The organism is Methylobacterium sp. AC433 (assembly GCF_979253015.1).
In genome coordinates this window covers 1-24,285 of sequence record NZ_CEEDBN010000028.1, presented here as the reverse complement: position 1 = coordinate 24,285, position 24,285 = coordinate 1, and the positions used below count along the sequence as shown (strand labels likewise).

Annotated in this window: 21 protein-coding genes and 1 pseudogene; 12 read left to right on the top strand and 10 right to left on the bottom strand. The window is 70.3% G+C overall.

The window, feature by feature from the left end; genetic code table 11:
- Nucleotides 1–30 precede the first annotated feature (30 nt).
- The gene (locus AC0IWM_RS23045) at nt 31–1,776 is read right to left on the bottom strand and encodes a patatin-like phospholipase family protein (protein ID WP_471758912.1); all 1,746 of its coding nucleotides are present in this window, start codon (nt 1,774–1,776) and stop codon (nt 31–33) included.
- On the bottom strand, nt 1,773–2,939 hold the full coding sequence (locus AC0IWM_RS23040) for a DUF3095 domain-containing protein (RefSeq protein ID WP_471758926.1): 1,167 nt from the start codon (nt 2,937–2,939) through the stop codon (nt 1,773–1,775). Before AC0IWM_RS23040 ends, AC0IWM_RS23045 begins: the two co-directional genes overlap by 4 nt.
- 400 nt (nt 2,940–3,339) lie before the next feature.
- Here AC0IWM_RS23040 and AC0IWM_RS23035 point away from each other — a divergent pair, with 400 nt between their 5' ends.
- The 11 genes from AC0IWM_RS23035 (at nt 3,340) to AC0IWM_RS22985 (ending at nt 12,143) form a co-directional block, all read left to right on the top strand.
- On the top strand, nt 3,340–4,035 hold the full coding sequence (locus AC0IWM_RS23035) for a DUF1223 domain-containing protein (RefSeq protein WP_471758910.1): 696 nt from the start codon (nt 3,340–3,342) through the stop codon (nt 4,033–4,035).
- 3 nt (nt 4,036–4,038) lie between these two features.
- Nucleotides 4,039–4,707, top strand: coding sequence for an NrsF family protein (locus AC0IWM_RS23030; RefSeq protein WP_471758908.1), 669 nt, complete (start codon nt 4,039–4,041; stop codon nt 4,705–4,707).
- 2 nt (nt 4,708–4,709) lie between these two features.
- Entirely contained in the window at nt 4,710–6,803 is a 2,094-nt protein-coding gene (locus tag AC0IWM_RS23025) for a protein-disulfide reductase DsbD family protein (protein ID WP_471758906.1), read from the top strand.
- Nucleotides 6,804–6,885: 82 nt separating this feature from the next.
- Nucleotides 6,886–7,143, top strand: a complete 258-nt coding sequence (locus tag AC0IWM_RS23020) for a pentapeptide MXKDX repeat protein (protein WP_471758904.1) — start codon at nt 6,886–6,888, stop codon at nt 7,141–7,143.
- Between the two features lie 103 nt (nt 7,144–7,246).
- Nucleotides 7,247–7,837, top strand: a complete 591-nt coding sequence (locus AC0IWM_RS23015; RefSeq protein ID WP_471758902.1) for a sigma-70 family RNA polymerase sigma factor — start codon at nt 7,247–7,249, stop codon at nt 7,835–7,837.
- Nucleotides 7,830–8,543, top strand: coding sequence for an NrsF family protein (locus AC0IWM_RS23010; protein WP_471758900.1), 714 nt, complete (start codon nt 7,830–7,832; stop codon nt 8,541–8,543). The genes AC0IWM_RS23015 and AC0IWM_RS23010 overlap by 8 nt, the downstream gene beginning before the upstream one ends.
- A 43-nt stretch (nt 8,544–8,586) precedes the next feature.
- Complete coding sequence (msrB, locus tag AC0IWM_RS23005) at nt 8,587–9,081, top strand: peptide-methionine (R)-S-oxide reductase MsrB (protein WP_471758898.1); 495 nt, start codon at nt 8,587–8,589, stop codon at nt 9,079–9,081.
- Between the two features lie 38 nt (nt 9,082–9,119).
- Nucleotides 9,120–9,866, top strand: coding sequence for a peptide-methionine (S)-S-oxide reductase MsrA (gene msrA / locus AC0IWM_RS23000; protein ID WP_471758896.1), 747 nt, complete (start codon nt 9,120–9,122; stop codon nt 9,864–9,866).
- A 72-nt stretch (nt 9,867–9,938) separates the two neighbouring features.
- On the top strand, nt 9,939–10,583 hold the full coding sequence (locus AC0IWM_RS22995) for a cytochrome b/b6 domain-containing protein (protein ID WP_471758894.1): 645 nt from the start codon (nt 9,939–9,941) through the stop codon (nt 10,581–10,583).
- Nucleotides 10,580–11,350, top strand: a complete 771-nt coding sequence (locus AC0IWM_RS22990) for a molybdopterin-dependent oxidoreductase (protein WP_471758892.1) — start codon at nt 10,580–10,582, stop codon at nt 11,348–11,350. Before AC0IWM_RS22995 ends, AC0IWM_RS22990 begins: the two co-directional genes overlap by 4 nt.
- Nucleotides 11,351–11,468: 118 nt before the next feature.
- Nucleotides 11,469–12,143, top strand: coding sequence for a glutathione S-transferase family protein (locus AC0IWM_RS22985; protein ID WP_471758890.1), 675 nt, complete (start codon nt 11,469–11,471; stop codon nt 12,141–12,143).
- Nucleotides 12,144–12,172: 29 nt separating this feature from the next.
- On the opposite strand, the pseudogene AC0IWM_RS22980 reads toward AC0IWM_RS22985, so the two are convergent.
- The 7 genes and pseudogenes from AC0IWM_RS22980 to AC0IWM_RS22950 form a co-directional block, all read right to left on the bottom strand.
- Nucleotides 12,173–12,269, bottom strand: a pseudogene (locus tag AC0IWM_RS22980) (IS481 family transposase); the annotation flags it as partial.
- A 401-nt stretch (nt 12,270–12,670) separates the two neighbouring features.
- Nucleotides 12,671–15,058, bottom strand: coding sequence for a TonB-dependent siderophore receptor (locus AC0IWM_RS22975; protein ID WP_471758888.1), 2,388 nt, complete (start codon nt 15,056–15,058; stop codon nt 12,671–12,673).
- Between the two features lie 253 nt (nt 15,059–15,311).
- Nucleotides 15,312–17,309: a Fe(3+)-hydroxamate ABC transporter permease FhuB gene (gene fhuB / locus AC0IWM_RS22970; RefSeq protein ID WP_471758886.1), complete on the bottom strand. Its 1,998-nt coding sequence runs from the start codon at nt 17,307–17,309 to the stop codon at nt 15,312–15,314.
- On the bottom strand, nt 17,302–18,195 hold the full coding sequence (locus tag AC0IWM_RS22965) for an ABC transporter substrate-binding protein (protein WP_471758884.1): 894 nt from the start codon (nt 18,193–18,195) through the stop codon (nt 17,302–17,304). Before AC0IWM_RS22965 ends, fhuB begins: the two co-directional genes overlap by 8 nt.
- Nucleotides 18,185–19,465, bottom strand: a complete 1,281-nt coding sequence (locus AC0IWM_RS22960; RefSeq protein ID WP_471758882.1) for an MFS transporter — start codon at nt 19,463–19,465, stop codon at nt 18,185–18,187. The genes AC0IWM_RS22965 and AC0IWM_RS22960 overlap by 11 nt, the downstream gene beginning before the upstream one ends.
- A 9-nt stretch (nt 19,466–19,474) precedes the next feature.
- Nucleotides 19,475–20,545 carry a DUF2218 domain-containing protein gene (locus AC0IWM_RS22955; protein WP_471758880.1) on the bottom strand — a complete coding sequence of 357 codons (1,071 nt, stop codon included), beginning with the start codon at nt 20,543–20,545 and terminating at the stop codon, nt 19,475–19,477.
- A 238-nt stretch (nt 20,546–20,783) separates the two neighbouring features.
- On the bottom strand, nt 20,784–21,320 hold the full coding sequence (locus tag AC0IWM_RS22950; protein ID WP_471758878.1) for a sigma-70 family RNA polymerase sigma factor: 537 nt from the start codon (nt 21,318–21,320) through the stop codon (nt 20,784–20,786).
- 294 nt (nt 21,321–21,614) lie between these two features.
- Here AC0IWM_RS22950 and AC0IWM_RS22945 point away from each other — a divergent pair, with 294 nt between their 5' ends.
- Nucleotides 21,615–22,394, top strand: a complete 780-nt coding sequence (locus AC0IWM_RS22945) for a GNAT family N-acetyltransferase (RefSeq protein ID WP_471758876.1) — start codon at nt 21,615–21,617, stop codon at nt 22,392–22,394.
- Nucleotides 22,395–22,401: 7 nt separating this feature from the next.
- Here AC0IWM_RS22945 and AC0IWM_RS22940 read toward each other — a convergent pair.
- Nucleotides 22,402–24,285: AMP-binding protein (locus AC0IWM_RS22940; RefSeq protein WP_471758874.1), on the bottom strand; the 1,884-nt coding region annotated here is incomplete at its 5' end.

Sequence of the window (24,285 nt, the reverse complement as noted above, 5' to 3'; positions counted from 1 at the left end):
GCGCTGGCGCACCGGGTTCCCCTGTCCGATTCATGGACCCAGCAATCCGCTGCCCTCGGTCCAGGCGTGCAGATGGCCCTGCGCGAGCGCCTCCTGCGTATGGCGGTAGCCGATCCCCGCGATGGCCTCGAAGCTCGACCAGTCCCGCAGGTCGATGCCGGCCAGCGGCGGCTTGAGCAGGGCGGCGGCGTGGCCGACCGCCATCATCGATTGGGCGTCGCCCGACACGGTCGCCGCCCGCAGCAGCAGGGGCGCGATGCCCGGCATGGCGGCGGGCGCACCGAGTATCCGCCGGATCAAGCGTCCGCGCCAGGAGCGCACCGGCATGTCGCCGAAGGCGCGGTCGCTACCGACATCGATGGCGAGCACCGGCCCCCGCTCCAGGCCGGCCATCACGTCGGCCGGCAGGTTGTTCATCATGCCCCCATCCACCAGCACGCCCTCCTCGGTGCAGACCGGTGGCAGCAGGCCCGGGATCGCGATGCTGGCGCGCAACGCTCCCGGCAGGTCGCCGCTGCGGTGGACCATCGCGGTGCCGGTGGTCAGGTTGGAGGAGACGCAGAGGAAGGGGAGCCAGAGGTCCTCGATCCGGGCGCCGCCGAACCATGCGGCGAGACCCGCATCGACCTTCGCCCCGCGTGTCAGCGCGTGGTAGGGCAGCGTGTAGTCGTTGAGGGGATTGTTGCCGACGAAGAACGCGACCGTCCGTGCGCGGATGTGGTCGATTCCGAGGCCCATGGCGAGGCTGGCCGCGACCACCGCGCCCATGCTGGTGCCGCCGACGAAGTCGGGGGCGCAACCGGCCTCCTCCAGGGCCTGCAGCACCCCGAGATGGGCAAGGCCGCGCGCGCCGCCGCCGCCGAGGACGAGGCCCCGGGCCGAGCCGCTCGCGAGCCGCGCGAGCCGCCCGAGATCGTTCGTATGGCCGGCCCGCACCGGGATGCGCAGGGCGGCGGGCAAGGCCGCGACGTCGGGATGGAGGGGGTGGGGCAGAACCGCATCCGCGTCCTGTGGGACGACGAGATCCATCCGGATCCAGTCCGATCGCAGGCTCCCGAGCCAGGCGCCGGCCCCGGCGCGGGCCGGCCGGCCAGGCTCGGCGAGCAGTAGGACGTGGTCCGCGTGGCGCAGGCAGAGCCGGCACCACGGGCAACCGACCTCGTGGGCCACGAAGATCGTGCGGGCGTGGCGGGTCTCGTAGTCGTGGAACCAGGTCTCGTCCGCGCCCTCCGGCCAGCGTGTCAGGCAGCCGGTGCGGCCCGGCAGGGTGGCGTCGAAGGCGGCCGCCAGGGCGTCCCCGAATGCCGCCGCATCGAGCCCTTCGGTGACCGCGAGCACGGCGAAGCTGCGCGGCCTGTGCCGCACCGCCTCGCCCTCCTGGCCGACCCGGATGCGCTCGGTGAGTGCCTGCGCGAAGTAGAGCAGCATCCGGGGATGATCCGCGACCACCGCCTCGAAATCCGCGCGGGCCAGCCGCAGTAGGCTGGAATCCCGCAGGGCCGTGGCGGTGGCGGATCGGGGGGCCGGCGAGAGCAGCGCCATCTCGCCGAAGCTCTCGGGCGGGCTCAGCCGGGCGATCCGGCGCAGCGGCCCCCTGGCACCTTCGGCCGAGATCCCAATGGCGCCGGAGACCAGAGTGTAGAGCGCGTCCCCGGCCTCGCCTTGCGCGAACAGCGTGGTTCCCCCGGCCACCGCTACCGGAACCATGCGAGCCCGCACCGCAGCGGCGGCCTCCGGGTCCAGACCGGCCAGGAACGGGATGTCGGGTGCGGTCATGGCTGCCGCTTGAGCATGGCGGCGGCCCGGGCATATCCGCCGTCGGCGCCATCGACGAAATGGACGTGGTCGTCGCGCAGCACGGAGGGCGTGATGCAAGTCACCACCGCGGCCTCCTGGCGGTGCAGGCCGTACCGCACCAGCCCTGCCGTCTGTGCAGTGGTGAGCCGTGCCTCGATCCGATCCGCCGTCGCGACCGGACAGGTCACGGTCAGCCGGAGCCCGTCGTCGTATTTCCGGAAATCGGCATTGGCGGCCAGCCGCCGTCGATAGCGGCGCGGCGAGAAGTGGCCGAAGGGCACGCCGAGGCGGAACAGCGCGAAGGTCGCGCTGCGCGACAGGAAGAGGCTCGCTAGGCGAAGGCGCTGCGACCCCGCCAAGGGACCTTGTCCGCGTGCGTCCTCCCGAAGGCCCGACCAGGGCGGCCGCATCGCGGGACCGGATTCCGGCACAGGGCGCCCCATGCCGGGGCTCGCCTCGACCGAGGCCAGAAGTTCGCCGAGGGCCGTCAGCACGGCGCTCCGGTCGGCGCCCGCCTCGGGAAGGACGATGATGGACAGGACCAGGCCACCCCGGGCCGGCACCGCCTCGAACCGGCAGGACAAGCCTGTGAGGTCGGGCTTCGCGCCACTTGCTGCCGCCGGGATCGCGTGAAGCCCGCGCTTCAGCGCAGCCTCCGCGTAGGCGAGGCCGCCGCCGGAGAACATCGCGTAATCGACCCTGGGCGAGGCCGCGTAGCGCGCGATCCGCAGGTCGTGTCCGGCGATCCGCACCGCCGAGACCGGCATCAGCCCGGCCCGCAAGGTGAGGTCGAGCGTCTCGCCGACCCAGGTCACTGTCGCGGCCAGAACCGCCTCGACGATGTGGCGATGCTCGGGTGAGACTAGCAGGGTCGCGCCGTCACCCCCGAAGACGAACGGCGTGTCGGCCTCGGGCAGTGCGTTGCGCACGCCCGCGATCAGGGCGGCCCCGGCGATGTTCACGGACCGGTAGCGCCCCTCTTCGATCGCGCGGGTCGACATCACCACGTCGCAGAGGGCGATCCACCACGTGTCCGGCACCGGGACGTAGAACGCTTCGTCGAGCACGTCCGAAAACCGCGTGAGACGCGGAACGGCGGCGTAGCGGAAAGGAAGCGGGGCTCCGATTCCCTCAGGCTCCATCGGCAGACCAGGGGGCTTGGCCTGAGCGGATACGCCGTCGGGGCCGACTTGCTGCGCAGGCATCGCCGAGCTCCCTTCTCCTCCGATGGCGATCGGCCTCCCCGGAGATCTTCGCAGGGCGAGTGTGCGGCCCTGACCAAGTTTCGCCGACCGGCCCGTCACGGTTACGTGGAAATCGGAATTCCCACCCGCGTGTCGCGCGCAGCAGTACGGAGATCCGCCGCCCGGACGCGATTCGGTCAGCTTCGCTCAAATGCGTCTTCGAGAACAGCGTTGCGGTTCTTTGACATCAGGACTTCGGCGAGCCGAGCCCGGTGAACCGTACAGAGCCGCTGATAGACTGTAACTGGGCGTCGCCCGCGACGAATGACGGATATCACGCCTCGTCACGGAGTACGCCATGTCGTCCCGCCTCACGTCACTTCTCCTCGCCCTGACGTCGGTCATGCTCGTGTCCGAGCCCGCGCTGGCCCGGCCCGTGGTGGTGGAACTGTTCACGTCGCAAGGGTGCTCGTCCTGCCCGCCGGCGGAAGCGCTGCTCGGTGAGTTGGCCGGTCGCGACGACCTTCTGGCACTGGGATTCCACGTCACCTACTGGGACGATCTCGGCTGGAAGGACACCGCCTCCTTCGCGGGCGCGACCGAGCGGCAGGCGACCTATGCGGGGCATCTCGGCGAGGGAAATTTCACGCCGCAGCTCGTGATCGACGGCCGCAGGAGCGTGGTCGGATCGCGCCGTGCGGAGGCTGGTTCAGCCGTCGCGGCGGCCAGGACCGAGATGGGCGCCGAAACCGAGGTCGCCGTCGCGCGCCGGAACGGCCGCATCGCCGTGACGGTCGGGTCCGGCAAGGGCAGCGCCCGGGTATTCCTCGTCGGATTCGACCGGTTCCTGCGCACCCCCGTGGCCCGGGGCGAGAACAGCGGACGCACCCTCGTGCAGGCCAATGTCGTGCGTTCACTGCGCAGTCTCGGCACCTGGTCGGGCGAGCCCCTCCAGTTCAGCGAGGCGTTACCGGCCGGGCAGGATGCCGCCGTGATCGTGCAGCAATCGGACGGCCGCATCCTCGGTGCCGCACGCCTCTCGCCAGGGGCTTGAGACATGGCCCTTCGGGACGAGGCGCCGATGCCCGCTGGCTCGCCGCATACGCGCCTGATCGACAGGCTGGCCCGCGGGCTCATCCCGGAACGACCCTTGGGCTCACCGCTCCGGCGGATTCTCGGTTGGGTGGTGGTCGTCGCTCTTCCAGGCGCCGGTCTCGCGGCGGTCGCCGACCTGAAGGGGGCACTTTCCCGCCATGCTGCCGAGCCGGACCTCGTTCTGGCAGCCGTCGGATCAATCGCCACCGCCGTCACGGCGGCCGCTGCCGCGATCCTCGCGACGCTGCCCGACCGTGATGCGCGCTGGGCCCTTCTCCCCGCGCCGAGCCTCGCGCTCTGGATCGGGGCGAGTGTCTCCGGCACAGGTGCGGAGCACGGAGCGCCGATTTCCCTATCGGAAGCCTGTGCCTGTGTCGCCTTCATCCTGGGCCTCGGCGTTCCCTTCGCGCTGCTCCTCGCCGCGATCCTGAAGGGCGGCTATGCTCTCCGTCCATCCTTAAGCGGCGGCCTCGCGGGTCTCGCGGCGGCCTCCGTCGCGGCATCGATCCTCGGCCTGTTCCATCCCTTCGCCATGGCGCTGAACGACCTCGCCCTGCACGCGCTCGCGGTGGCGCTGCTCGTGGGAGCCGGGGCCGGGTTCGGCCGGCGCCTGCTCCGCGCGAGCGCCTGAGGATGGTCCGGATCGCTCCCGTCCGACGAAGCCTGCTCGCGTGCCTCGCCCTTTTCCTTCTTGGAGCTTTCCCGGCGCGGGCGGCGTCCACCGCGTGGATCGGGGACGCCAGGGCGGCGGTGCGGCTCGTGACGGCTACGGACACCGTGGACAACGGATCGCCTGTCGGTGCGGGCCTCGAGTTTCGGTTCGGTGAGGGCTGGCACGGGGCGTGGCGCAGCCCAGGCGATGCCGGCTTGGCCCCTACATTCGACTGGAGCGGATCGGACGGGCTCGTGCTCGAATCCACCGCCTGGCCCGCACCGCGACGCCTCCCCGTCGGCGACCTCCAGACATTCGTTTACGAGTCCGGCATTGTCCTGCCCCTCCGGTTCGCACGGCGCGGCGATGGGACCGCGCATCTGCGCCTGCGCCTCGTGCACGCGGTCTGCGGTGAGGTCTGCGTGCCCCATCGCGCGACCCTCGAACTCGCGCTGCCGGCGGGACCGGATCGCCCCTCGGCGGAGGCGGGACTGATCGATGCCGCGCGCGCGCGCGTTCCCGGCCCGCCGGGGGCTGCGGGCTTCGCCCTCGTCGAGCAGGCCCGCGAGGGACCATCGCACGAGCGGCGGCTGATCCTACAGATGACCAGCGAACGCGGATCCTTCGTCGCGCCGGACCTGTTCGTCGAGGGGCCGAATGGCGCCGTGACCGGTTCCCCCACGATCGCGCTGTCCAACGGTGGCCATGCGGCCCGGCTCGCCCTGAGGCTGCCGCCGGACGTCGCGGAGACCGCTCTCCGCGTTACTCTGGTCGACGGTGCGCGCAGCACCGAATTCGCGGTTCCGCCCTTGGCCGGTCCCGGCTGGAATGAGTGGCTTGCCATCCTGGCGACGGCCCTGCTCGGAGGTCTCGTCCTCAATGCGATGCCCTGCGTCTTGCCGGTCCTGTCCCTGAAGGCCTTCACGCTGACGCGGGCAGCCGGAGCGGACCAGGGGAGCGTCCGGGTCGAACTGTTCGCCACGGCGGCGGGCATCCTCGCGTCCTTCCTCTTCATCGCCGTGCTGCTGATTGCCCTGAAAGCGTCGGGGGCGAGCGTCGGCTGGGGCATCCAGTTCCAGGCGCCGTGGTTTCTCGCCGGCATGGCTCTGCTCACGGCGCTGTTCGCCGCGAGCTTGTTCGACTGGGTCACCATCGGGCTGCCACGTCCGCTGGCTGTGCTCGGTTCCCTGCGCGGGTCCGGCCACCTGTCGGAGGCCTTTCTCACCGGCGCCTTCGCCACCCTGTTGGCTACCCCCTGCTCGGCACCGTTCGTCGGAAGCGCGGTGGCCTTTGCGCTGACCCGGGGGCGTTTCGAGATCCTGATGGTCTTCGCGGCGCTCGGCCTCGGAATGGCGCTCCCCTTCGTGCTTCTTGCGCTGAGACCTGGATGGACGCGCCTTCTGCCGCGACCCGGCCCCTGGATGATCCGGGTTCGGAGCGGGTTCGGCCTTCTTCTCCTCGGAACGGCCGCCTGGCTCCTGACGGTCTTCGCCGAGGTGGTCGGCATTCCTCGAGCGATGGGTATGGCGGGTATCCTGGGCCTTCTCCTCGGTTGGCTCGCCCTGAGCCGTCGGGGGCGCGTTCCCGATCCCCGCCGAAGCTTGGTCACGGCGGTCCTCGTCCTTGCGCTCATCCCCGTCACGGTGTGGCCGTCCGGCTACGGAACCACCCCGGAAGCTCGGATGGAAGAGGGGCCCTGGCGCGCCTTTGCACCCGAGGCGATCCCGGCCCTGGTGGCGGAGGGCAAGGTCGTCGTCGTCGACGTGACGGCGTCCTGGTGCCTGACCTGCCGGATCAACGACGTCACCACCCTCGATCGCGCAGAGAACCGCGCTCGCCTGTCATTGCCCGATGCGGTCGCGATGCGGGCGGATTGGACACAGGCCGACCCGGCCATCCTCGCCTTCCTGCGCCGCTTCCAGCGCTTCGGGATCCCACTCGTGGCCGTGTACGGACCCGGCCTGCCGCGCGGAGAGGCCCTGCCGGAATTGTTGACGCCGGCAACGATGCGTGCCGCCATCGGGCGGGCAGCACGCCAGAGCCCAGACAAGACGACGACGGAAATTTCGCCCTGATCTGTAACCGTCGTCGACACTCATCCGAAAGACATTTCAGTACCGCCAAGATCTTCGGTACAGTCCAGAAGGATCACCTCACATGAGCACTCTCTTCCGCGTCGCCGCTGCTCTCGTCCTCGCCACCGCCGTCTCCGGAGCGCCGGCTTATGCCGTCGATTCCATGTCCAAGGACAGCATGGCGAAAGACTCCATGGCCAAGGACGGGATGAAGAAGGACGGGATGAGCAAGGATTCCATGGCCAAGGATTCCATGGCCAAGGACGGCATGGCCAAGGACGGCATGGCCAAGGATGGCATGGCCAAGGACGGCATGGCCAAGGACTCGATGAAGAAGTAAGTTCGGCCTCAAGCGGATGGTGCGGGTCGGCCTTCCGGGCCGCCCGTTCCTCATGCCGGGTTTCCTCCCGGCTGCCCCCGCGGCGTCCGGAATGCCTGCTCCCATGCCTGTTCGACCAGCGGCCTTGTCCGGCGAGGCATCCCTGTCCTCAGCGATGCAGGCGGCTCAGATCGGCGATGCTGGCGCTTACCGAGCGCTCCTGCGCGACTGCGTGCCGGTGATCTCCGCGATGGCACGGGCCAAGGGGGTCCAGGGAGCAGCGCTCGACGACGTGGTGCAGGACACGCTGCTCACCATCCATCGGGCACGGGCAACCTACGATCCGGCCCGGCCGTTCTTGCCGTGGTTGCGCGCCATTACACAGCGGCGGGCCATAGACGCGTTGCGCCGCAAGGGGCGTCGTCCGCAGGAAGTGCACGAGCCGCTCGCCTATGAGGCGCTTGCCGACGACGGCCCTGGGCCAGGTGACGACCTGGAGCGTCGCGAGCGTGCAGCGGTCCTTGCTGCGGCGGTCGCACATCTTCCTGAAGGACAGCGGGAGGCGATCGAGCTCATCGCCCTGCGGGAACTGTCCCTCGATGAGTCATCGACGCTCACCGGGCGGACCAAGGGTGCGCTCAAGGTCAACTTCCATCGCGGTCTCAAGGCCCTCCGCGTCTCTCTCTCATCTCGTAAGGAGGGCACGGATGCCTGATCCGGCCACCCACGTCCCGGCCACACACGACCTCGTCGAGGATCTGGCCCAATCACTCAAGCCGATCCGCCGGCTCCCGAGCCCTGGGCGCCGGACCCTCGTCTGGTCCGGTGCAGTGCTCACGGTGGGTCTCCTCCTCGTGCCGATGTCCGACCTTTCGGGATTGCGGGCGCGCCTCGTCGTGCCGGATTTACACTGGGCGGCCCTCGGCGCGGTCCTCACGGCCATCGGGGCGGCCCTTGCCGCCTTCCAGAGCAGCGTGCCTGGCCGAAGTGCGGCTTGGTCATGGCTCCCGCTCCCACCGCTCGTGATCTGGCTCGGTGCCAGTGGCCTCGGCTGCCTTCGCGGTTGGCTCGCGCCGGCTGCAAATCTCGCCGAGCCGGATGAGATGCGAGGCTGCTTCGTGTTCCTGATGGGAGTCTCGTTGCCGCTGTCCGTCCTGCTGGTGCTGATGCTGCGGCGGGCCTGTCCGCTTCGCCCCAATCTCACGGCGGCCCTGGGGGGCCTCGCCGCAGCCGCGGCGGCCGCGGCCTTGCTGGTGCCGTTTCATCCGCACGACGCCACCGCGACGGACCTGCTGGTTCACCTCGTCGCCGTCCTCATCGTCGTCGGACTGAACGGTCTCTTCGGTGGGCGGCTCCTCGACAGAACCGCCGGGCCGCGAGACCGGCCTGTAACCGGCTCGATCCGCGAGGCGAATGACTGATTAGAGCCTCCGGAAGGAGCCCAGTATCAAGGAACTCGGCACCATGGACCGTAGACAGATCCTCACCGCCGGCGTCTCAGCACTCGGCATCCTGACATTCCTTCGCGCCGCCGGATGGCCCCTGGTCGGCGGCCCCGCAGCGGCAGAAACCTTCGCCGTCGCGAAGAGCGAGGCCGCTTGGCGGGCGCAACTCGGATCCGCCGGCTACGCGGTTCTGCGCCGCCACGGCACCGAACGCGCCGGCTCAAGCCCACTCAACGCCGAGAAGCGCGTCGGTCGCTTCGTCTGCGCCGGTTGCGACCAGCCGCTCTTTGCCTCCAGCGCGAAGTTCGAGAGCGGGACCGGCTGGCCGAGCTTCACCGCCCCCCTCGCGGAGGCCGTGGGGACGACGACGGATTCCAGCCTGGGGATGAGCCGGACGGAGGTGCATTGCCGTCGCTGCGGCGGCCATCTCGGCCACGTCTTCGCCGACGGACCGGCCCCCACGGGACTTCGCTACTGCATGAACGGCGTAGCGATGCGCTTCGAGCCCGCCTGACCGATTGCGTCTCTTCCGTCCCGCAAAGGACCACCCCCATGTCCCAGACCCTTAAGCCCGCGACCGTTCCCCCGTATCGCTCGCGCCTGAAGGGGGCTTCAGTCGGCGGTGTCCTGGCCCTGCTCGGCCTCGGTCTCTCGATGACGATCGAACGAGCCGGCGCCGAGGAAGCGAGCCGGCGTCTGCCGGCCGCCGCGACCCCGGCGCGTGAACCCGCTCGGCTTCAGAGCGCGGTGTTCGCCGGTGGATGCTTCTGGGGCGTGCAGGGGGTGTTCCAGAACGTCCGTGGCGTCACCCGGGCGGTTTCGGGCTATGCCGGCGGGGACGGAGCGAGCGCGAACTACCAGGCCGTCGCCAGCGGGCGTACACGACACGCCGAGGCGGTCCGGGTGACCTACGATTCCCGCGTGGTCTCCTACGACACGTTGCTCCGGGTCTTCTTCTCCGTCGCCCTCGATCCGACGCAGGTCGATCGGCAGGGGCCGGATCGTGGCCCACAATATCGCTCAGCGCTGTTCCCGGCGAATGCCGAGCAGGCCAGCGTCGCCCGCGCCTACATCGCGCAACTCGACGCCTCCGGAGGCTACGGCGCGCCGGTCGCAACCCGGATCGAGCCCGGCGCCGCGTTCTACCCGGCCGAGGCCTATCACCAGGACTTCATGGCCCTGCATCCCGCCCATCCGTACATCGTCGCCAACGATGCCGCGAAGGTACGTGACCTGAAGCGCTTCTTTCCCGAATTCAGCGCGCCGGCTCCGGCCCTCGTCGGGAACGACCCCGCCTGACGCGATCCCGCTCCTCGGAGCCCGATGCTCCGCAAGGGCTCCGCAAGCCAGCAATCCTTCAGGACGGTCCCGATGCATCCCCCTTCGCCGCGGGCCGAGCGCCCGATCCATACCCTGGTCGTTCGGATCACCCATTGGGTGAACGCCCTGGCCATGCTGATCATGATCACCAGCGGATGGCGCATCTACAACGCCTCGCCGATCTTCGGCGATTGGGCGTTCCCGAAATCGGTCACACTGGGTGGCTGGCTCGGCGGGGCCCTGCAATGGCACTTTGCGGCGATGTGGCTCCTCGTCGCCAACGGCCTCGTCTACCTGACCTATGGTCTGGTCTCGGGCCACCTGCGCCGGCGCCTCACACCCCTGCGGCCGCGTGAGATCGGACATGACTTCATCGCGGCCCTGAGGTTCCGGCTCCCCCACGACCCGGGCATCTACAACGCCGTTCAGCGCCTCCTCTACGTGGCGGTGCTGCTCATCGGAATCGTCATCGTGCTCTCCGGTCTCGCGATCTGGAAGCCGGTCCAGTTCGCGCCTCTGACGGCCCTCATGGGCGGTTACGATACGGCCCGGATCGTCCATTTCCTCGCCATGGCCGGCATCGCCGGCTTCGTGGCGGTCCATCTCGCCCTCGTGCTCCTGGTTCCCAAAACCCTGCCGACGATGATCATCGGCCGGGAGATCCATCTCCGCCGCAACCGAGTGGTGAAGCCATGAAGACCCTCGATCGCTTCCTCCCCCGTCCGCGTCCGGATCTTACGATCCCCGGGACGCCCCTCGTCCGGGCCGACCGACGCCTGTTCCTCCGCGGCGGCCTCGTCGCGGCGGGGAGCCTAGCGCTCGGCGGTTGCGACATCTCCGACAATCCGCAGGTGGAAAGCATCCTCGGTGGGATCTCGCGGCTGAACGATCGCGTCCAGGGCGCGCTCTTCGGAGGCACGCGTCTGGCCCCGACCTTCGATGTCTCGCAGATCACCCCGGACTTCCCCTTCAACGCCTATTACCCGGCGAGCAAGATCCGGGTGATCGACGGTTCGACCTGGAAACTCGAACTCGCCGGTCTCGTCTCCGACAAGGCGCCGTGGACACTCGACCGGCTGAGAACCCTGCCGCAGGAAGCGCAGGTCACCCGCCACGTTTGCGTCGAGGGTTGGAGCGCCATCGGACAATGGTCGGGCGTCCCGTTCCGGACCTTCCTCGAACGCATTGGGGCCGACACGACCGCGCGCTACGTCCGCTTCGCCTGTGGCGACGATTATTGGACGAGCATCGACATGCCGAGCGCGCTTCACCCCCAGACCATCCTAGCTCTCGATTACGCTGGCGCGCCCCTGCCACCGAAATATGGTTTTCCGGTCAAGCTGCGCATCCCGACAAAGCTCGGGTTCAAGAACCCTAAGCACATCATGGCCATCACGGTGACGAACGATTACCCGGGTGGATACTGGGAAGATCAGGGCTACAACTGGTTTTCTGGGCTGTAGTGAGTTTGAACGTGAACTGCCCGATGTCCGGCGATCGATGTCATGTGGACCGCCGCTATACGGGTGTCACCGAGCGGTTTGGCGGCCGCCGACTCCCGGAACGGCATGAGGTGTTGAAATGCTGAAATTCTTCTTCAACGGCTCTCCGAACCCGACGAAGGTCGCGCTGCTGCTGGAGGAGCTCGGACTGCCCTACGAGCCCATCCCGATCGACACCCGCAAGGGCGACCAGTTCGCGCCGAATTTCCTGGCCCTCAATCCGAACGGCAAGGTGCCGGTTCTGGTCGACGACGCGGACGTGATCTTCGACAGCAATGCCATCCTGCTCTACCTCGCCGAAAAGACCGGACGATTCCTGCCGCACTTGGGCGGCGACCGGGCTCCGCTCCTGTCCTGGCTGATGTTCGTCGCGACGGGCGTCGGGCCGTTCTCCGGGCAAGCGGTCCATTTCCGGCACTTCGCCCCGGAACAGGTGCCCTATGCCCAGGCGCGCTACAGCTTCGAGGCGCGCCGTCACTACGACGTTCTGAACGCACACCTCGCGCAGCGCCGCAATCTCGTAGGCGATACCTACACCATCGCGGACATGAGCGCCTGGGGATGGGCCCGGATGATCCCCTTCGTCCTCGGCGAGACCGCCTGGGCGGAGCTGCCCCACCTCAAGCGCCACCACGACGAGATCGCGGCCCGCCCGGCCGCCGCTCGTGCGGTTGCCCTCAAGGATCGCTTCTCCTTCAAGCCCGAGATGGACGACGAGGCGCGCGCCAACATGTTTCGGCACCTCAAGTCCTGACGATCGTCTTTGCCCTCGAACGCCGCCGTTGCGCCGGGCCAGTGCCCTTACACTCTCTTCACGTAGCTGGATCGCGCGACGGACTGCCTCCGTCGTGGTGGCGCTTCCATGGAGAACCTGGCCCATAGCGCATCCCTCGCAGCATGATGATCAACCGTACCACCACACCGCGGGATCATACACCTAGAGGCTTTCGAACAACGGAAGAGCTCAGTTTACGTCAACCAAATCAAGTCACTCTACGGGTTCGAAAAATCTAGGTATGCGCACATCACGCATTGGGGCGGATCATGTCTCAGATAGATCGCTCAGGCTATGCGAACGCGATGTTTGCAATTTCCCGAATGGGCATACTAGATCACTATCTAGCTGAATTTGTTGTATATTCCGTTTTTGTTTCAGATCAACGCCGGACAACGGTCTATTCGGCGTTGATGATTTAGAGTTTACAGCGGCCGGACAGGGAAATCTCCCTTTGCCAACCATTGTCTGCCTCAGATCGTTTCCCTAACAATAGGAATTATAGACTACCACCGATAGCTGACGGTTCCGGTGACGCGGCGGCCTTCGCCGTAGTTGCAGCCCACGAAGCCGATCTGCTGCGAGCAGGTGCCGACGAAGACGCGGTCGAGGAGGTTGTTGGCGGCCACCTGGAAGCGCCAGTTCTCGTACTGGTAGCGCACCGCGGCATCGACCAGGAAGTAATCCGGCACCCGGATGGTGTTCTGGGCGTCGCCGAAGCTGGCGCCGACGTAGCGGAAGCCGGCGCCGAGGCCGAGGCCGCGCAGGGGTCCGTCCTGCACCGTGTAGTCGGCCCAGGTGGCGGCGGTGAAGTTCGGCACCTGGATCGGGCGCCGCCCGACCGCGCTCAGCGCGCCGGCGGGGGGCTCGTCCTTGGTCACCTCGGCGCTCAGGACGGTCGCCGAGGAGATCAGCTTGAACCCGTTGAGCAGATCCACGGTGGCTTCGGTCTCGAAGCCCTTCACCGAGACCTCGCCGACCTGGTAGAACGCCTGCTGCAGCGGGTCGGTGGGGTCGAAGGTCAGCGCGTTGGTCTTCTTGGTGTCGAACACCGAGAACAGGATCGAGCTCGCGGCACCCGGCGGCTGGAACTTCACGCCGGCCTCGATGGTCTCGCCGCGCTCGGGCTTGGGCGGGAGGATGTTGTACGAGGTCGGGACCGGGCCAATGCCCGGAATGGTCTGGGTCGTGCTCTGCTGGACGTAGACCGGCAGCACATTGAAGGAGCGCGCCGCCGAGACGTAAGGCGTCAGGCCGTTGTCGAAGAGATACGACAGGCCGGCCCGGCCGCTGAAGGCCTGGGCATCCTGGTTCGCGCCGAAGACAGCAGGAATCGCGTTGGGAATTCCGAAGGCGTCGAGCTGCTGGCGCACGGCGTCGATCGGTGGGTTGATAGCGGTCGTCTTCGTCGTCACCCAGTCGTAGCGGCCGTTGAGGCTGAGCACCCAGCGGTCGTCGAACTTGACCTGGTCCTGGACGTAGAGGCCGACCTGCTCCTGGTCGATGCGCGCGAGCCGCGTCTGCGGCAGGGTGGCGACGCCCGTGCCGTAGACCGGGTTCAGGATGTCGAGGGGGCCGACCAGGGGGCCGGCGCCGAGGAGCGCGGCGGTCGGACCGCCGAACTGATTGCTCTTGTTGTTGACCTTGCTGTAGTCGACGCCGACCAGCGCGGTGTTCTTGAACCGGCCGAACTGGGAATCGTTCTGGAGCTGCGTGTCGACGGTGAAGACGCCGTACTCCTCCAGCCAGGTCTGCGCTGAGCGCCCCAGGATGTTGGGCGCCGCCGGGCTGCTGTCGGTGGCATAGACGGCGTTGTAGTCCGTCGAGGCATGGGCGTAGCGCAGGTTCTGGCGCACGGTCCAGGAATCGTCGAAGCGGTGCGAGAACTGGTATCCGCCCTCGAAGTGCTCGGCGAGGAAGCGCGAGAAGTTCGGCTCTCCGAGGAAGCGGCCGCGCAGCTGCGCCCGGTAGGGATTGCTGCCGTTGGTGTAGTCGCGCGGAACGGCCCGGAAGCTGTCGCCCGTGCGGTCCTTCTGATAGTTGCCGAGCAGCGTCAGGCTCGTATCGGCCGACGGCGCGAAGGTGACCGCGGGGGCGATGTAGATCCGGTCCAGCGGCGTGTAATCCACCTGCGTGCCGCCTTCGCGCAGCAGGCCGGTCACGCGGTAGAGGATCGTCTTCTCGGGGTTGACCGGGCCGCTCAGGTCGAAGCCGAACTGCTTGCGGTTGAAGCTGCCATACCCGCCGAAGATCTCGCGATAGGGAACCGCGAGGGGCTTCTTGGTGATGAAGTTGACGAGGCCGCCCGGATCATTGAGCCCGAACAGGCCCGAGCTCGGCCCGCGCAGCACGTCGATGCGCTCGACGCCGTAGGGCTCGATGGGAAAGCCCGAGAAGCTGGTCTGCGGCAGGCGCAGGCCGTCCTTGTAGATGCCGCGCTGGGTCTGGTCGAAGCCCCGGATGATGAGCTGGTCGAACCGCCCGTCCTGTCCCTGCGGCGAGGTGACCACGCCGGCGCTGTAGCCCAGGGCGTCGGCGAGGTTCTGGACGCCGCGGTCCTCGATCTGCTTCTGCGTCACCACCGAGACCGACTGGGGCACCTCGCGCAAGGGGGTGTCGGTCTTGGTGCCGGTGTTCGAATTCGGGACCACGTAGGACGTGGCCGCCTTCAGCGCGCTCGCGGTGCCGGCCGGGATGCCGGTCCCCAAACCGGCCACCGACAGGGTTTCGAGCTGCACTGCGGCGGTGCCGCCCGCGCCCTGCGCCAGGGCCGTGCCGCACCCCAGGGCCGGCACCGTCGCCGCCAGTGCGAGGGCGGAAACGCCCGCAGCGCCGATCCGGCGACCGGGACGCGCGGACCTGCAGGAGGCGGGAAGGAGCTCGACCTGGACCATGGGGAATGCTTTCCGATGCCGATCTTGACGTCATGCCGCAGACGGGATCGGCGAGATCCGTCAAAAGGGCACTTGCCGAATGCTCCCGACTGAATTCTGGAGTTATTCTAAGCAGGCGAACTTATCTTGCGACGACGAGGTGCGCATAGGTGAGGCTATTGATCAAGCCGACGCTGCGGTCGCTTGCCATATTTCAAGATGGCGTTGTTGATTCAGCACATCTACACTTTGGAATAAATAAAAACTCGAAGACTTACCGCCGGGCCAGCAGCCACATCATGAAAGGCGCTCCCACGAGGGCCGCGACGAGGCCGGCCGGAAGCTGGTCGGGGAAGAACGCCATTCGGCCGACGAAATCCGCCGCCACCATGATCAATGCGCCGACGAGGGCGGAGCCCGCGAGATGGGGCGCGGCCCGCGCCAGGCCGGCGAGCCGCGCCACCTGTGGCGCCACGAGGCCGACGAAACTCAGGGGGCCGGCGACAAGGGTTCCGGCCGCCGTGAGCAGGGCCGCCAGCGTCAGGATGGCGAGGCGGCTTCCCCCCAGACCCAGGCCGAGGGCCCGCCCGGTGGCGTCCCCCAGCGGCATCAGGTCGAGCCAGCGCACCACCAGGGGCAGGCAAGCCGCCCCGATCCCGAGGAGCGCCAGGGCCGCGACGGCATCGTCGGGCGCCACCCGCGCGGTGGAACCCGCCGTCCAGGCCCGCAGCATCACCACCGCCGGATCGCCGCTGATCATCAGGATGGTGAGGAGCGCGCCGAAGCCAGTTGTGAGGGCGATGCCGGCGAGCAGCATCTGTTCCGGTGCGAGGGCGGCCCGCCGGCCGAGCGCCAGGATCGCCAGGAGGGAGACCAGGGCGCCGGCGCCGCCCGCGCCGAGGAGCATCGCCCGGTCCGGCAGGGCGACGAGCAGGCTGACGGCGATCAGCCCGAAGGCCGCTCCGGCGCTCACGCCGAGGACCTCGGGGCTCGCGAGGGGGTTGCCGGTGAGGCGCTGGACCAGGGCGCCGGCCAGCGCCAGGGTCGCGCCCGCGGCCAGCGAGGCGACGATGCGCGGCCAGCGCCAGGGCATCACCTCGGCGAGGCCGTCGCCGAGGCTGACGACCCAGCCGCCCTCCTGCCGGCCGAGCACCAGGGCGCCGACGGACAGGAGCGCCAACAGCGCGCCCCAGGCGGCGATGCGGCGCCAGGGCCTCGGCACGCGCGCCGTCGCCTCGGTGGCGTGGTGCAGACTTCCGACCCCGCGCAGGCGCGGCAGCAGCCAGAGCAGCAGCGGCACGCCGAGGAGCGCCGCGAAGGCGCCGGTCGGCAGCGAGACCACGGGGCCGAGGGCCAGCACCACCGCATCGGTCAGCCAGAGCAGGGCACCCCCGAGCAGGGGCGCGGCGATCAGGCGGTCGCGCAGGCGCCGGGTGCCGGTGAGCCGCACCAGGATCGGCGCGGCGAAGCCGACGAAGCCGATCACGCCGACGCCGCTCACGACGAAGCCGGCGAGCGCCACCGCGAGCACCAGGGCGCCGAGGCGGGCCGGCCCGAGGCCGAGCCCGAGGCTGCGCGCGTTGGTCTCGTCGAGGTCGAGGAGCGCGAGCGGCCGGACCATCAGGACCACGAGCCCGGCGGCGACCGCGAGGCGCGGCGCGAGGTAGGCCGGGGCCGACCAGTCGTTCATGGCTAGCGACCCGGCACCCCAGACGAACAGCCCGAACAGGCGCTCCTGGTGCAGGATGACCAGGAGGGTCTGGATCGCCCCGCAGGCGAGTTCGACCACGAGCCCGGCCAGTAGCAGCCCGAGGGGTGCGAAGCCCCGGTTCCGGCCGAGGGCGAAGACCGCGAGCGCCGCGAGGCCGGCTCCCGCGAGCGCCACCGCCTCGCGCCCTTCCGCGAACAGGCCGGGGGCGAACAGCGAGGCGAGCGCCAGGGCGAGCTGCGCGCCGGCCGAGATCCCGAGGGTCGAGGGCGAGGCCAGGGGATTGCGCAGGACCTGCTGCAGCACGGTCCCGGACAGGGCGAGCGCCGCGCCGGCGAGCCAGGCGGTGGCGAGGCGGGGGGCGAGGCTCTCGTGCAGGATGACCTGGTGGATGTCGGTCCAGTCCGGGTTCCACAGGGCGGACAGGGCCCGCGCCAGGGGCAGGTCCGCCGTGAGGCTGCGCAGGGTGAGGAGCGCGGCCGCGAGGCACACGGCCCCGATGAGCAGCGCCGTGCCGGAGGAGCGGCGCGCGGGGGCGCCCGCGATGGCCCGCGCCTCAGCCACGCGGACAGGTCTCCCGCTGCCGGTCCGCCATCAGACCCGCGAAGCGCGCGATCGCCGGCAGTCCGCCGTAGAACCAGACTGGCGGCAGCACGGTGACCCGGTGATCGCGGACCGCCGGGAGCGTCTGCCAAAGCCGGCTCGACGCCAGGGCGCGGGCGGCATCCGAGCGGATCGGGCCGATATGGACGATGCGGGCGTCTGGCGGACCTGCGGCGAGCTGCTCGATGCCGAGGGCGGCAAAGCCGTAGGCGTTGGTCGGCCCGGTCCAGGCATTGGCGAGGCCGAGCCGGTCGAGCACCGTCTGGAACAGGCTGTTGCGGCCGTAGACCACCACGTTGCGGTGATCGACGATCCAGACGAGGAAGACCGGTCGCCGGTCGCCGGGGCAGGCCTCCGCCGCGAGGGTTTCCAGCCGCGCCTCGGTGCGCGTCTCCAGGGCCTCGGCGGTGGCCTCGCGCCCGATCAGCGCGGCGATGCGCCGGGTTTCGGCCCGGGCCTGGGCGTAGGGCGTGCCGGCCTGGGCGTAGATCGAGACCGCCTCGGTCGGCGCGATCCGTCGGAGGAAGTCGCCCTGGCTGGCCACCTGGAGGGGGTTGCCCAGGATGAGGTCGGGCTTCAGCCGGGCCAGGACCTCGAGATTGGGCTCCACGACGAGGCCGAGATCGGTGACGCCCGGCGGCAGGGCGGGCGCCACGACGGTGCGGTTGTAGCCCTCCGGCTGGGTCACGCCGACGGGCACGACGCCGAGGCCGAGCAGCAGTTCCACCGCGCCCCAATCGAGGGCGGCGACGCGTGGGCCCGGAGGTTCCGCCCGCGCCGGCAGCGACGCGGCGAGGAGGACGAGGATCCATCCGAGGACGATCCGGCGACGGGCCTCAGCGCGCATCGGCCGGAACCAGCCCGGCATGGCCGGTCTCGGGGCGCTTTTCGGGCGCGAGGCTCGCGCGCCGGAGGCTGGGGACGAGGGCCGCGAAACCGGCCGTCGCCGCGAGGCAGAGCCCTCCGCCCGTCACCAGGGCGAGGCGCGCGGAGGCGAGGTGCGCGCTGGTGCCCATCTGCATGCCACCGAGCGCCGGGCCGAGGGTCTCCTCCAGCACCCAGAGGCCCGAGACCCGGCCGAGCATCGCGTCTGGCGTGGCGCGCTGGATCAGGGCCGCGCGCAGGATGCCGGCCAGGCTCGCGGCGGCCCCCAGGATGGCGAGGACGAGAAGGGCCGGGACGAGGCCGCCGACGAGGCCGAGGGCGAGGCAGGCTCCGGCCCAGACCGCCACGCAGGCGAGCAGCCAGCGCCCCGCCCAGGGACTCGCCCCGGCACGGCCGGAGCCGAGGGCGCCGATCAGGGCGCCCACCGCGGGCGCGGCGTAGAGGAGGCCGAGGCTGTCGGCGTCGCCGCGGAAGGCGCGGGCGGCGAGTTCGGGCAGGAGCACGTAGGGCACCGCGAAGACCAGGGCGACGAGGTCGATGAGAAGGAGGTTGAGAACCAGGGGCGAGCGCAGGAGGAACCGGAGGCCGCCCGTGCGATCCGACGGTGCGTCGCCGCCGGGAACGGCGCGCGCCGGCGGAAGGCGCGGCAGCCGAGCGAGCAGGATCGGCGTCAGGCCGGAGGCCAGCGCCACCGATCCGTAGCAGGCGACGAGGCCCATCCGCGCCGTGATCGCCCCGGCGAGGAACGGCCCCGCGATGGCGCCGGCCTGCGCCGCCACGGCGGTGAGGGCGGCCGCCCCGGCGAGGTGCTCGCGCCCGACCAGAGCCGGGGTCGCGGCCATCAGGGCCGGCATGCCGAAGCCGAAGGTCGCCCCGCCCACCACGGCGGCCGCGAAGATCGGCAGGATTCCGGGCTCGGCCAGGGCCGCGTTGCCCATCAGGATCAGGATCGCGGCCAGGTGCGCGGTCCGGGACCACACCATCACGGCGCGCCGGTCGAAGCGGTCGGCGAGCCAGCCGCCGACCATCAGCGACAGGGCCATCGGCCCCGCCACGGCGGCGTTCAGCAGCGCCACCTGCAGGGACGAGTCCGTGAGCGCGTAGGTCTGCAGGCTGACGGCGACGCCGAGCACCCCGAAGGCCAGGAAGGAGGCGGCCCGTGCCGCGTAGAGCAGCCGGAAGCCCGGGCTCGCGCGCAGGGGCGCGACGTCGAGGAAGCCGAAGGCGGCCATCGCGGGTCCCTACGCGTCCGCGTCCTCGCTGTGCCCGCGCCGCCAATAGGCCACCGCGAGGTGGCGGTCGCGGGGCAGGCCGCAGGTCTTGCGCCAATGGGCGCGCAGGGTCTTGAAGGTCTCGAACTCGGTGCCGGCCCAGGCGAAGACGCTGCGGTCCTGCGGGATCGGAACCGCCTTCACGGCCTCGGCCAACCGGAGCGTGGACCCCGCCGGTGCGCCCGTCCGGTGCAGCCAGTGCAGGGCGATTCCCTCCGGATGCGCCAGGGCCAGTTCGTCGGCCGTCTCGCCGACCTCGATCACCGCGACGCCGGTGGCATCCGGAGGCAGGTGCTCGAGGATGCGGGCGATGGCCGGCAGCGCCGTCTCGTCGCCGGCCAGCAGGTACCAATCCGCCGGCGCGACGCCCCGGCCGCCCGGCCCCAGCAACCCGACGACGTCGCCGAAGCGGGCCCGCGCGGCGAAGGCCGCTCCCGGACCGGGCGCATCGTGCAGGACGAAGTCCACCGCGATCTCGCCGGCCGCCGCATCGACCCGACGGACGGTGTAGGTGCGCAGGGCCGGCGCGGACGGCCCCTCCGGCCAGACCGGGATCCCGTTGGCGCCCGGCACCGGCCAGACCGGCGGCTGGCCCTCGGGCGGGATCAGCAGGTGGATGTGCATGTCCGGCGCGTCGTAGCGCGCGAGATCCTGGCCCCCGAAGGTGATGCGGCGCAGGTGCGGGGTCAGATCCTCGATCCGGCGGACCCGGACCTCGCGCAGGCTCGGCAGGGTGGCGTCGGCGCAGCCGTCCCCGGTCCAGATCAGCCTGGCGTCCGCCGCACCCGGCAGCTCCTGCAGGTGCTGGGCGAGCATGAACTTGATGGCGGCGAGCCGGGTGGTGTCGTCGGCCTCGGCGCGCAGGGTGAGGCGATCCCGGTCGATCTCCAAGCTGCCGGTCCCGATGTCGAAGGCGATCCGGACACGCCCGGGCGCGGCCTCGACGAGGAAGTCGTGCTCCTCGAAATGCTCGCAGAGATGCGCCACGTGCCGCTCGGCATCGGCGAGATGGACCTGGGCCTCGGCCGCCAGCAATGTCACAGGATGGTCTCCCCGTACGCGCGGATGTGCAATTCGAGCCGATCGAGCGATGTCTCAGGTCGGCCAGTCCTAAAGGATGGACGATGCAGAAACAACAGAGATGCTGGTTTTGTAATCGTTCCAATTAGATCGGCGCAGGTATTCTTCATTCCCGAAGGCCGATCTGTTCTTCGTCTCGTCTGTAGAGGTCCTTGCCGAAGGCTCGCGCCGTTCCGCGTCGGACCCGATCGAGATCGCCTCACGCCGCCGCGGCCCGGCACAGGGCGGTGCCGTCTCGGATCATGAAGTTCACCAGCGTCGGCGAGATGCCGGCCTCCCGGGCCAGCACGTTCTGGGGCACGCCGTCGATGCGGTGGGCGAGGAAGACCCGGCGGGTGCGCTCGGGCGTTTCCGCCAGGGCGGCCAGGACGGCGCGGAGGGCCTCGCACCGCTCCATATGCGCCTGCGGGCAGGCGCAGGGCGCCGGCACGGCATCCGCCTCGGCATCCGGTGCCAGGCGGCAGCGCTCGCGCAGGTGGCGGCGGGCGCAATCGATCGCGGCGTTGCGGACGATGCGGCGCAGGTACGGCGCCGGTGCCGCGACCTCGGGACAGGCCGAAGCCTCGCACAGCTTCAGGACGACGTCCTGCACCACGTCCTCCGCGGTGGCGCGGTCACGCAGGATGCGGGCGGCGACGTCCACCAGGGTGGCCTGCTCGCGCACCAGGGCGGCGAGCAGGGTGGCGATGGCGGGGGAAGAGCCCTTTGAGGGCACGGGAACCCGGGTCTGTGTCATCGACAGCCTTCCTCATCGTGATGGCCGCGACGATCCTTCGGAAACGGAGCGAGTTCGGCGCCCGGCGCCCCGTCATCCACGATCGTCGATTTCACAAGCGAGGCTATGTCGGCATATTGCTGACGAATTCAAGCTTGAACTTGAAAATTATATCTAGAATTAGAAGAGTTCCAATTCAAAAATACCCTATTGATGGACAATAGTCTTTCGTCGTTGCTATCTGTGATACCGTCTGTGGATGGGTGTCGTCTTGCTCCCATGCCCCCTGACGACGCGACGCGAGAGGCAGAATTCATGGTTCGAACCGAGATTCGGCCCGAAACGGACTTCAAGACGCTGCTCGACGCGCATCTGCGGATGCAGGCGGGATGCTACGTGGCCGGCGTCGAGCCGGCCCCCGACGGCGGGTGCTACGTCTGGTCCGCCCTGCCCGAGCCGGGCTTCAATCTGGCGATCGGTACGCGGGATCTCGGCTGGATGGCGGCCATGGCCCGCCGGCACGGACGCCGGCCCGCGCGCCTGGCCCTCGACGGCGAGGCACCGGTCGATCCGGATGCGGCGACGGCCTGCCTCGCCCGCTACCCGACCCGGTGGATGGTACGGGACATTGCCGCGTCGCAGCCAGCCCCGCCGGAGGGGATCGACCTGACGGTGGAGACGGCCCCCGCCCCCGGCGACGCCTTCCTCTCGGTCTGTGGCGATCTCTACGCGGAGCCCGCGTTCAACGCCGTGGCGCAAGCGGTCTTCGTGCCGCTCCTGGCCGCGGCGCGGGCGGTGCCGGGTGTGGAGACCCGGCACCTCACCCTGAGCGAGGCGGGCGTGCCGGTGGCCTGCGCTTCGCTCTACCGGGCCGGCCCTCTGGCGGGCCTGTACAATGTCGGCACCCGCGCGTCCCATCAGGGCCGGGGCCTCGGCGCCCAGGCGACGCGGGCCGCCCTCCGCTGCGCGGCGGAGGCCGGCGCCGGGACGGTGTTCCTGCAATGCGTTGGCGAAGGCCCGGTCGAGCGCCTCTACCGGCGCCTCGGCTTCTCGGTGGCTGCGAGCCCTGTCCTGGAGGTCTTCGACGAATCCTGAGCGCTCCTCAGGCGCGGCCCGCGTCGAGGCGGCCCGCGAAGCTGTCGTGGAAGTCGGCCGAGTCGACGATTTCCCGGTGGGTGACGCCGGGAATGACGTCGCGGCTCAGCACATTCCGGGAGTAGCGGCTCCAATCCACGTGGTTGAGTCCCCGCGCGAGCGATTCCCCGGCGAGCCAGACCCGGATCGGGACGTCGAAGGCCGCGGCTCGGTATGCCCGGTACAGCAGCGTGTTGTCCACGAAGGTCCAGAGCTCGAATTCCTTGCTGCCGAGGCCCGGCCCGTCGGCGGGCAGCGGGCCGGCGGCGGCAACGTAGGCGAGGAACTGTGCCGTGAGGCTCTCGTCCATGCGCCTGAACAGGTCCTCCCAGTCGGCCCGCATGGGCGAGCGCTCGAGCCAGGCGGCGACTTGCGCCTGCCGGGCGCTGCGCTCCTCCGGCGACAGACGCGGCAGGGCGCCGACCGCGAAGTTCACGTCGATGTCGCAGACATCGAGCATGCCGACGAAGGTCAGGTCCACGTCCGAGCCCAGCATCCGGGCGGCCTCGTAGGCGAGCACCCCGCCCCAGGACCAGCCGAGCAGGGTGCAGGGCCTGCCCGCGCACGCCGCCCGGATGGTCTCCGCGTAGCGCGCGGCGATGTCCTCCACCGAGACCACGCTCTTGCGGGCCTCGGTGAGCGAGTAGCACACGAAGCCGGTCACCGGCTGGTCCGGCCCGAGGCGGCGTACCAGGGGCGCGTATTCGCGGGTGTTCACCATCAGGCCGGGGAAGCAGTAGAGCATCGGGCGGGTCCCGGTGCGGGAGAGGTGCACCACCTGGGCCGTGCCGACCGCGTCGGCGCTCAGGGCCGCCGCCAGGGTCGCCACGGTCTGGTTGTTGAACAGGTCCGCGATGGTGGGCGCGCGGCCCGGAAAGGCCTTTCCCAGGGCGGTCAGCACCCGCAGGGCCGTGAGGGAATGCGCGCCGGCCTCGAAGAAGTTTTGATCGGGGTGGATGGTTGTGAGGCCGAGGGCCTCGGCCCAGATGCGCGCGACCACGGCCTCGGTCCCGGTGAGCGGGCGGGCCTGGGCCGCCTCGGCCGGGAGGTCGGCGGGCGCCGGCAGGGCCGCCCGGTCGAGCTTGCCCCCCGGCGTCAGCGGCAGGGCGGCCAGCACCACGATCCGGCCCGGCACCAGGTAGTCCGGCAGCCGCTGCGCCAGGGCCGCCCGCAAGGGTCCCTCCGCCGGCGCCGCCCCGGGGGCCGCCACCACGTAGCCCACCAGGCGCGGACCCGCCGGCCCGTCCCGCAGGGCGGCGGCGGCGCCCGCCACCGTCTCCTGGGCGAGCAGGGCCGCCTCGACCTCGCCGAGCTCGATCCGGAAGCCGCGCAGCTTCACCTGCGCGTCCGCCCGCCCGAGATACGCCACCGTCCCGTCCGCCCGCCAGCGGGCGAGATCCCCCGTGCGGTAGAGCCGCGCCCCGGGCGCCCCGTAGGGGTCGGGCAGGAAGCGGGCCGCCGTCTGGCCGGGCTTTCCGAGATAGCCCCGCGCCAGGCAATCGCCGGCGAGGTAGAGCTCGCCCGTCACCCCCACCGGCACCGGCTCCAGGGCGGCGTCGAGGATCAGGGCGCGGCGCGGGCCGACCGCCCGGCCGATCGGCGCGTAGGCGTCCTCGACGCCGGCCCGTCCGTCGGTCTTCCAGGCCAGGGGCGAGATCACCGTCTCGGTGGGGCCGTAGCCGTTGACGAGGAAGCGCGGGCGCAGGGCCCGTGCGATGAGCCCGAAGCTCTCGCGCGAGAGGGCCTCGCCGCCGAAGGCGTAGGAGCGCGGGCTGGGGGCGGGTCCGGCGGCGGCCTCGAGGGCCAGGGCGTGCATGTAGGCGGTGGGAAAGCCCGCATGGCTGACGCGGTG

Bases quoted from the DNA above. Each gene is read 5' to 3' on its own strand.
- AC0IWM_RS23045 (WP_471758912.1), bottom strand. From the start codon at position 1,776: ATGACCGCACCCGACATCCCGTTCCTGGCCGGTCTGGACCCGGAGGCC.
- AC0IWM_RS23040 (WP_471758926.1), bottom strand. From the start codon at position 2,939: ATGGAGCCTGAGGGAATCGGAGCCCCGCTTCCTTTCCGCTACGCCGCC.
- AC0IWM_RS23035 (WP_471758910.1), top strand. From the start codon at position 3,340: ATGTCGTCCCGCCTCACGTCACTTCTCCTCGCCCTGACGTCGGTCATG.
- AC0IWM_RS23030 (WP_471758908.1), top strand. From the start codon at position 4,039: ATGGCCCTTCGGGACGAGGCGCCGATGCCCGCTGGCTCGCCGCATACG.
- AC0IWM_RS23025 (WP_471758906.1), top strand. From the start codon at position 4,710: ATGGTCCGGATCGCTCCCGTCCGACGAAGCCTGCTCGCGTGCCTCGCC.
- AC0IWM_RS23020 (WP_471758904.1), top strand. From the start codon at position 6,886: ATGAGCACTCTCTTCCGCGTCGCCGCTGCTCTCGTCCTCGCCACCGCC.
- AC0IWM_RS23015 (WP_471758902.1), top strand. From the start codon at position 7,247: ATGCCTGTTCGACCAGCGGCCTTGTCCGGCGAGGCATCCCTGTCCTCA.
- AC0IWM_RS23010 (WP_471758900.1), top strand. From the start codon at position 7,830: ATGCCTGATCCGGCCACCCACGTCCCGGCCACACACGACCTCGTCGAG.
- msrB (WP_471758898.1), top strand. From the start codon at position 8,587: ATGGACCGTAGACAGATCCTCACCGCCGGCGTCTCAGCACTCGGCATC.
- msrA (WP_471758896.1), top strand. From the start codon at position 9,120: ATGTCCCAGACCCTTAAGCCCGCGACCGTTCCCCCGTATCGCTCGCGC.
- AC0IWM_RS22995 (WP_471758894.1), top strand. From the start codon at position 9,939: ATGCATCCCCCTTCGCCGCGGGCCGAGCGCCCGATCCATACCCTGGTC.
- AC0IWM_RS22990 (WP_471758892.1), top strand. From the start codon at position 10,580: ATGAAGACCCTCGATCGCTTCCTCCCCCGTCCGCGTCCGGATCTTACG.
- AC0IWM_RS22985 (WP_471758890.1), top strand. From the start codon at position 11,469: ATGCTGAAATTCTTCTTCAACGGCTCTCCGAACCCGACGAAGGTCGCG.
- AC0IWM_RS22975 (WP_471758888.1), bottom strand. From the start codon at position 15,058: ATGGTCCAGGTCGAGCTCCTTCCCGCCTCCTGCAGGTCCGCGCGTCCC.
- AC0IWM_RS22965 (WP_471758884.1), bottom strand. From the start codon at position 18,195: ATGCGCGCTGAGGCCCGTCGCCGGATCGTCCTCGGATGGATCCTCGTC.
- AC0IWM_RS22960 (WP_471758882.1), bottom strand. From the start codon at position 19,465: ATGGCCGCCTTCGGCTTCCTCGACGTCGCGCCCCTGCGCGCGAGCCCG.
- AC0IWM_RS22950 (WP_471758878.1), bottom strand. From the start codon at position 21,320: ATGACACAGACCCGGGTTCCCGTGCCCTCAAAGGGCTCTTCCCCCGCC.
- AC0IWM_RS22945 (WP_471758876.1), top strand. From the start codon at position 21,615: ATGGTTCGAACCGAGATTCGGCCCGAAACGGACTTCAAGACGCTGCTC.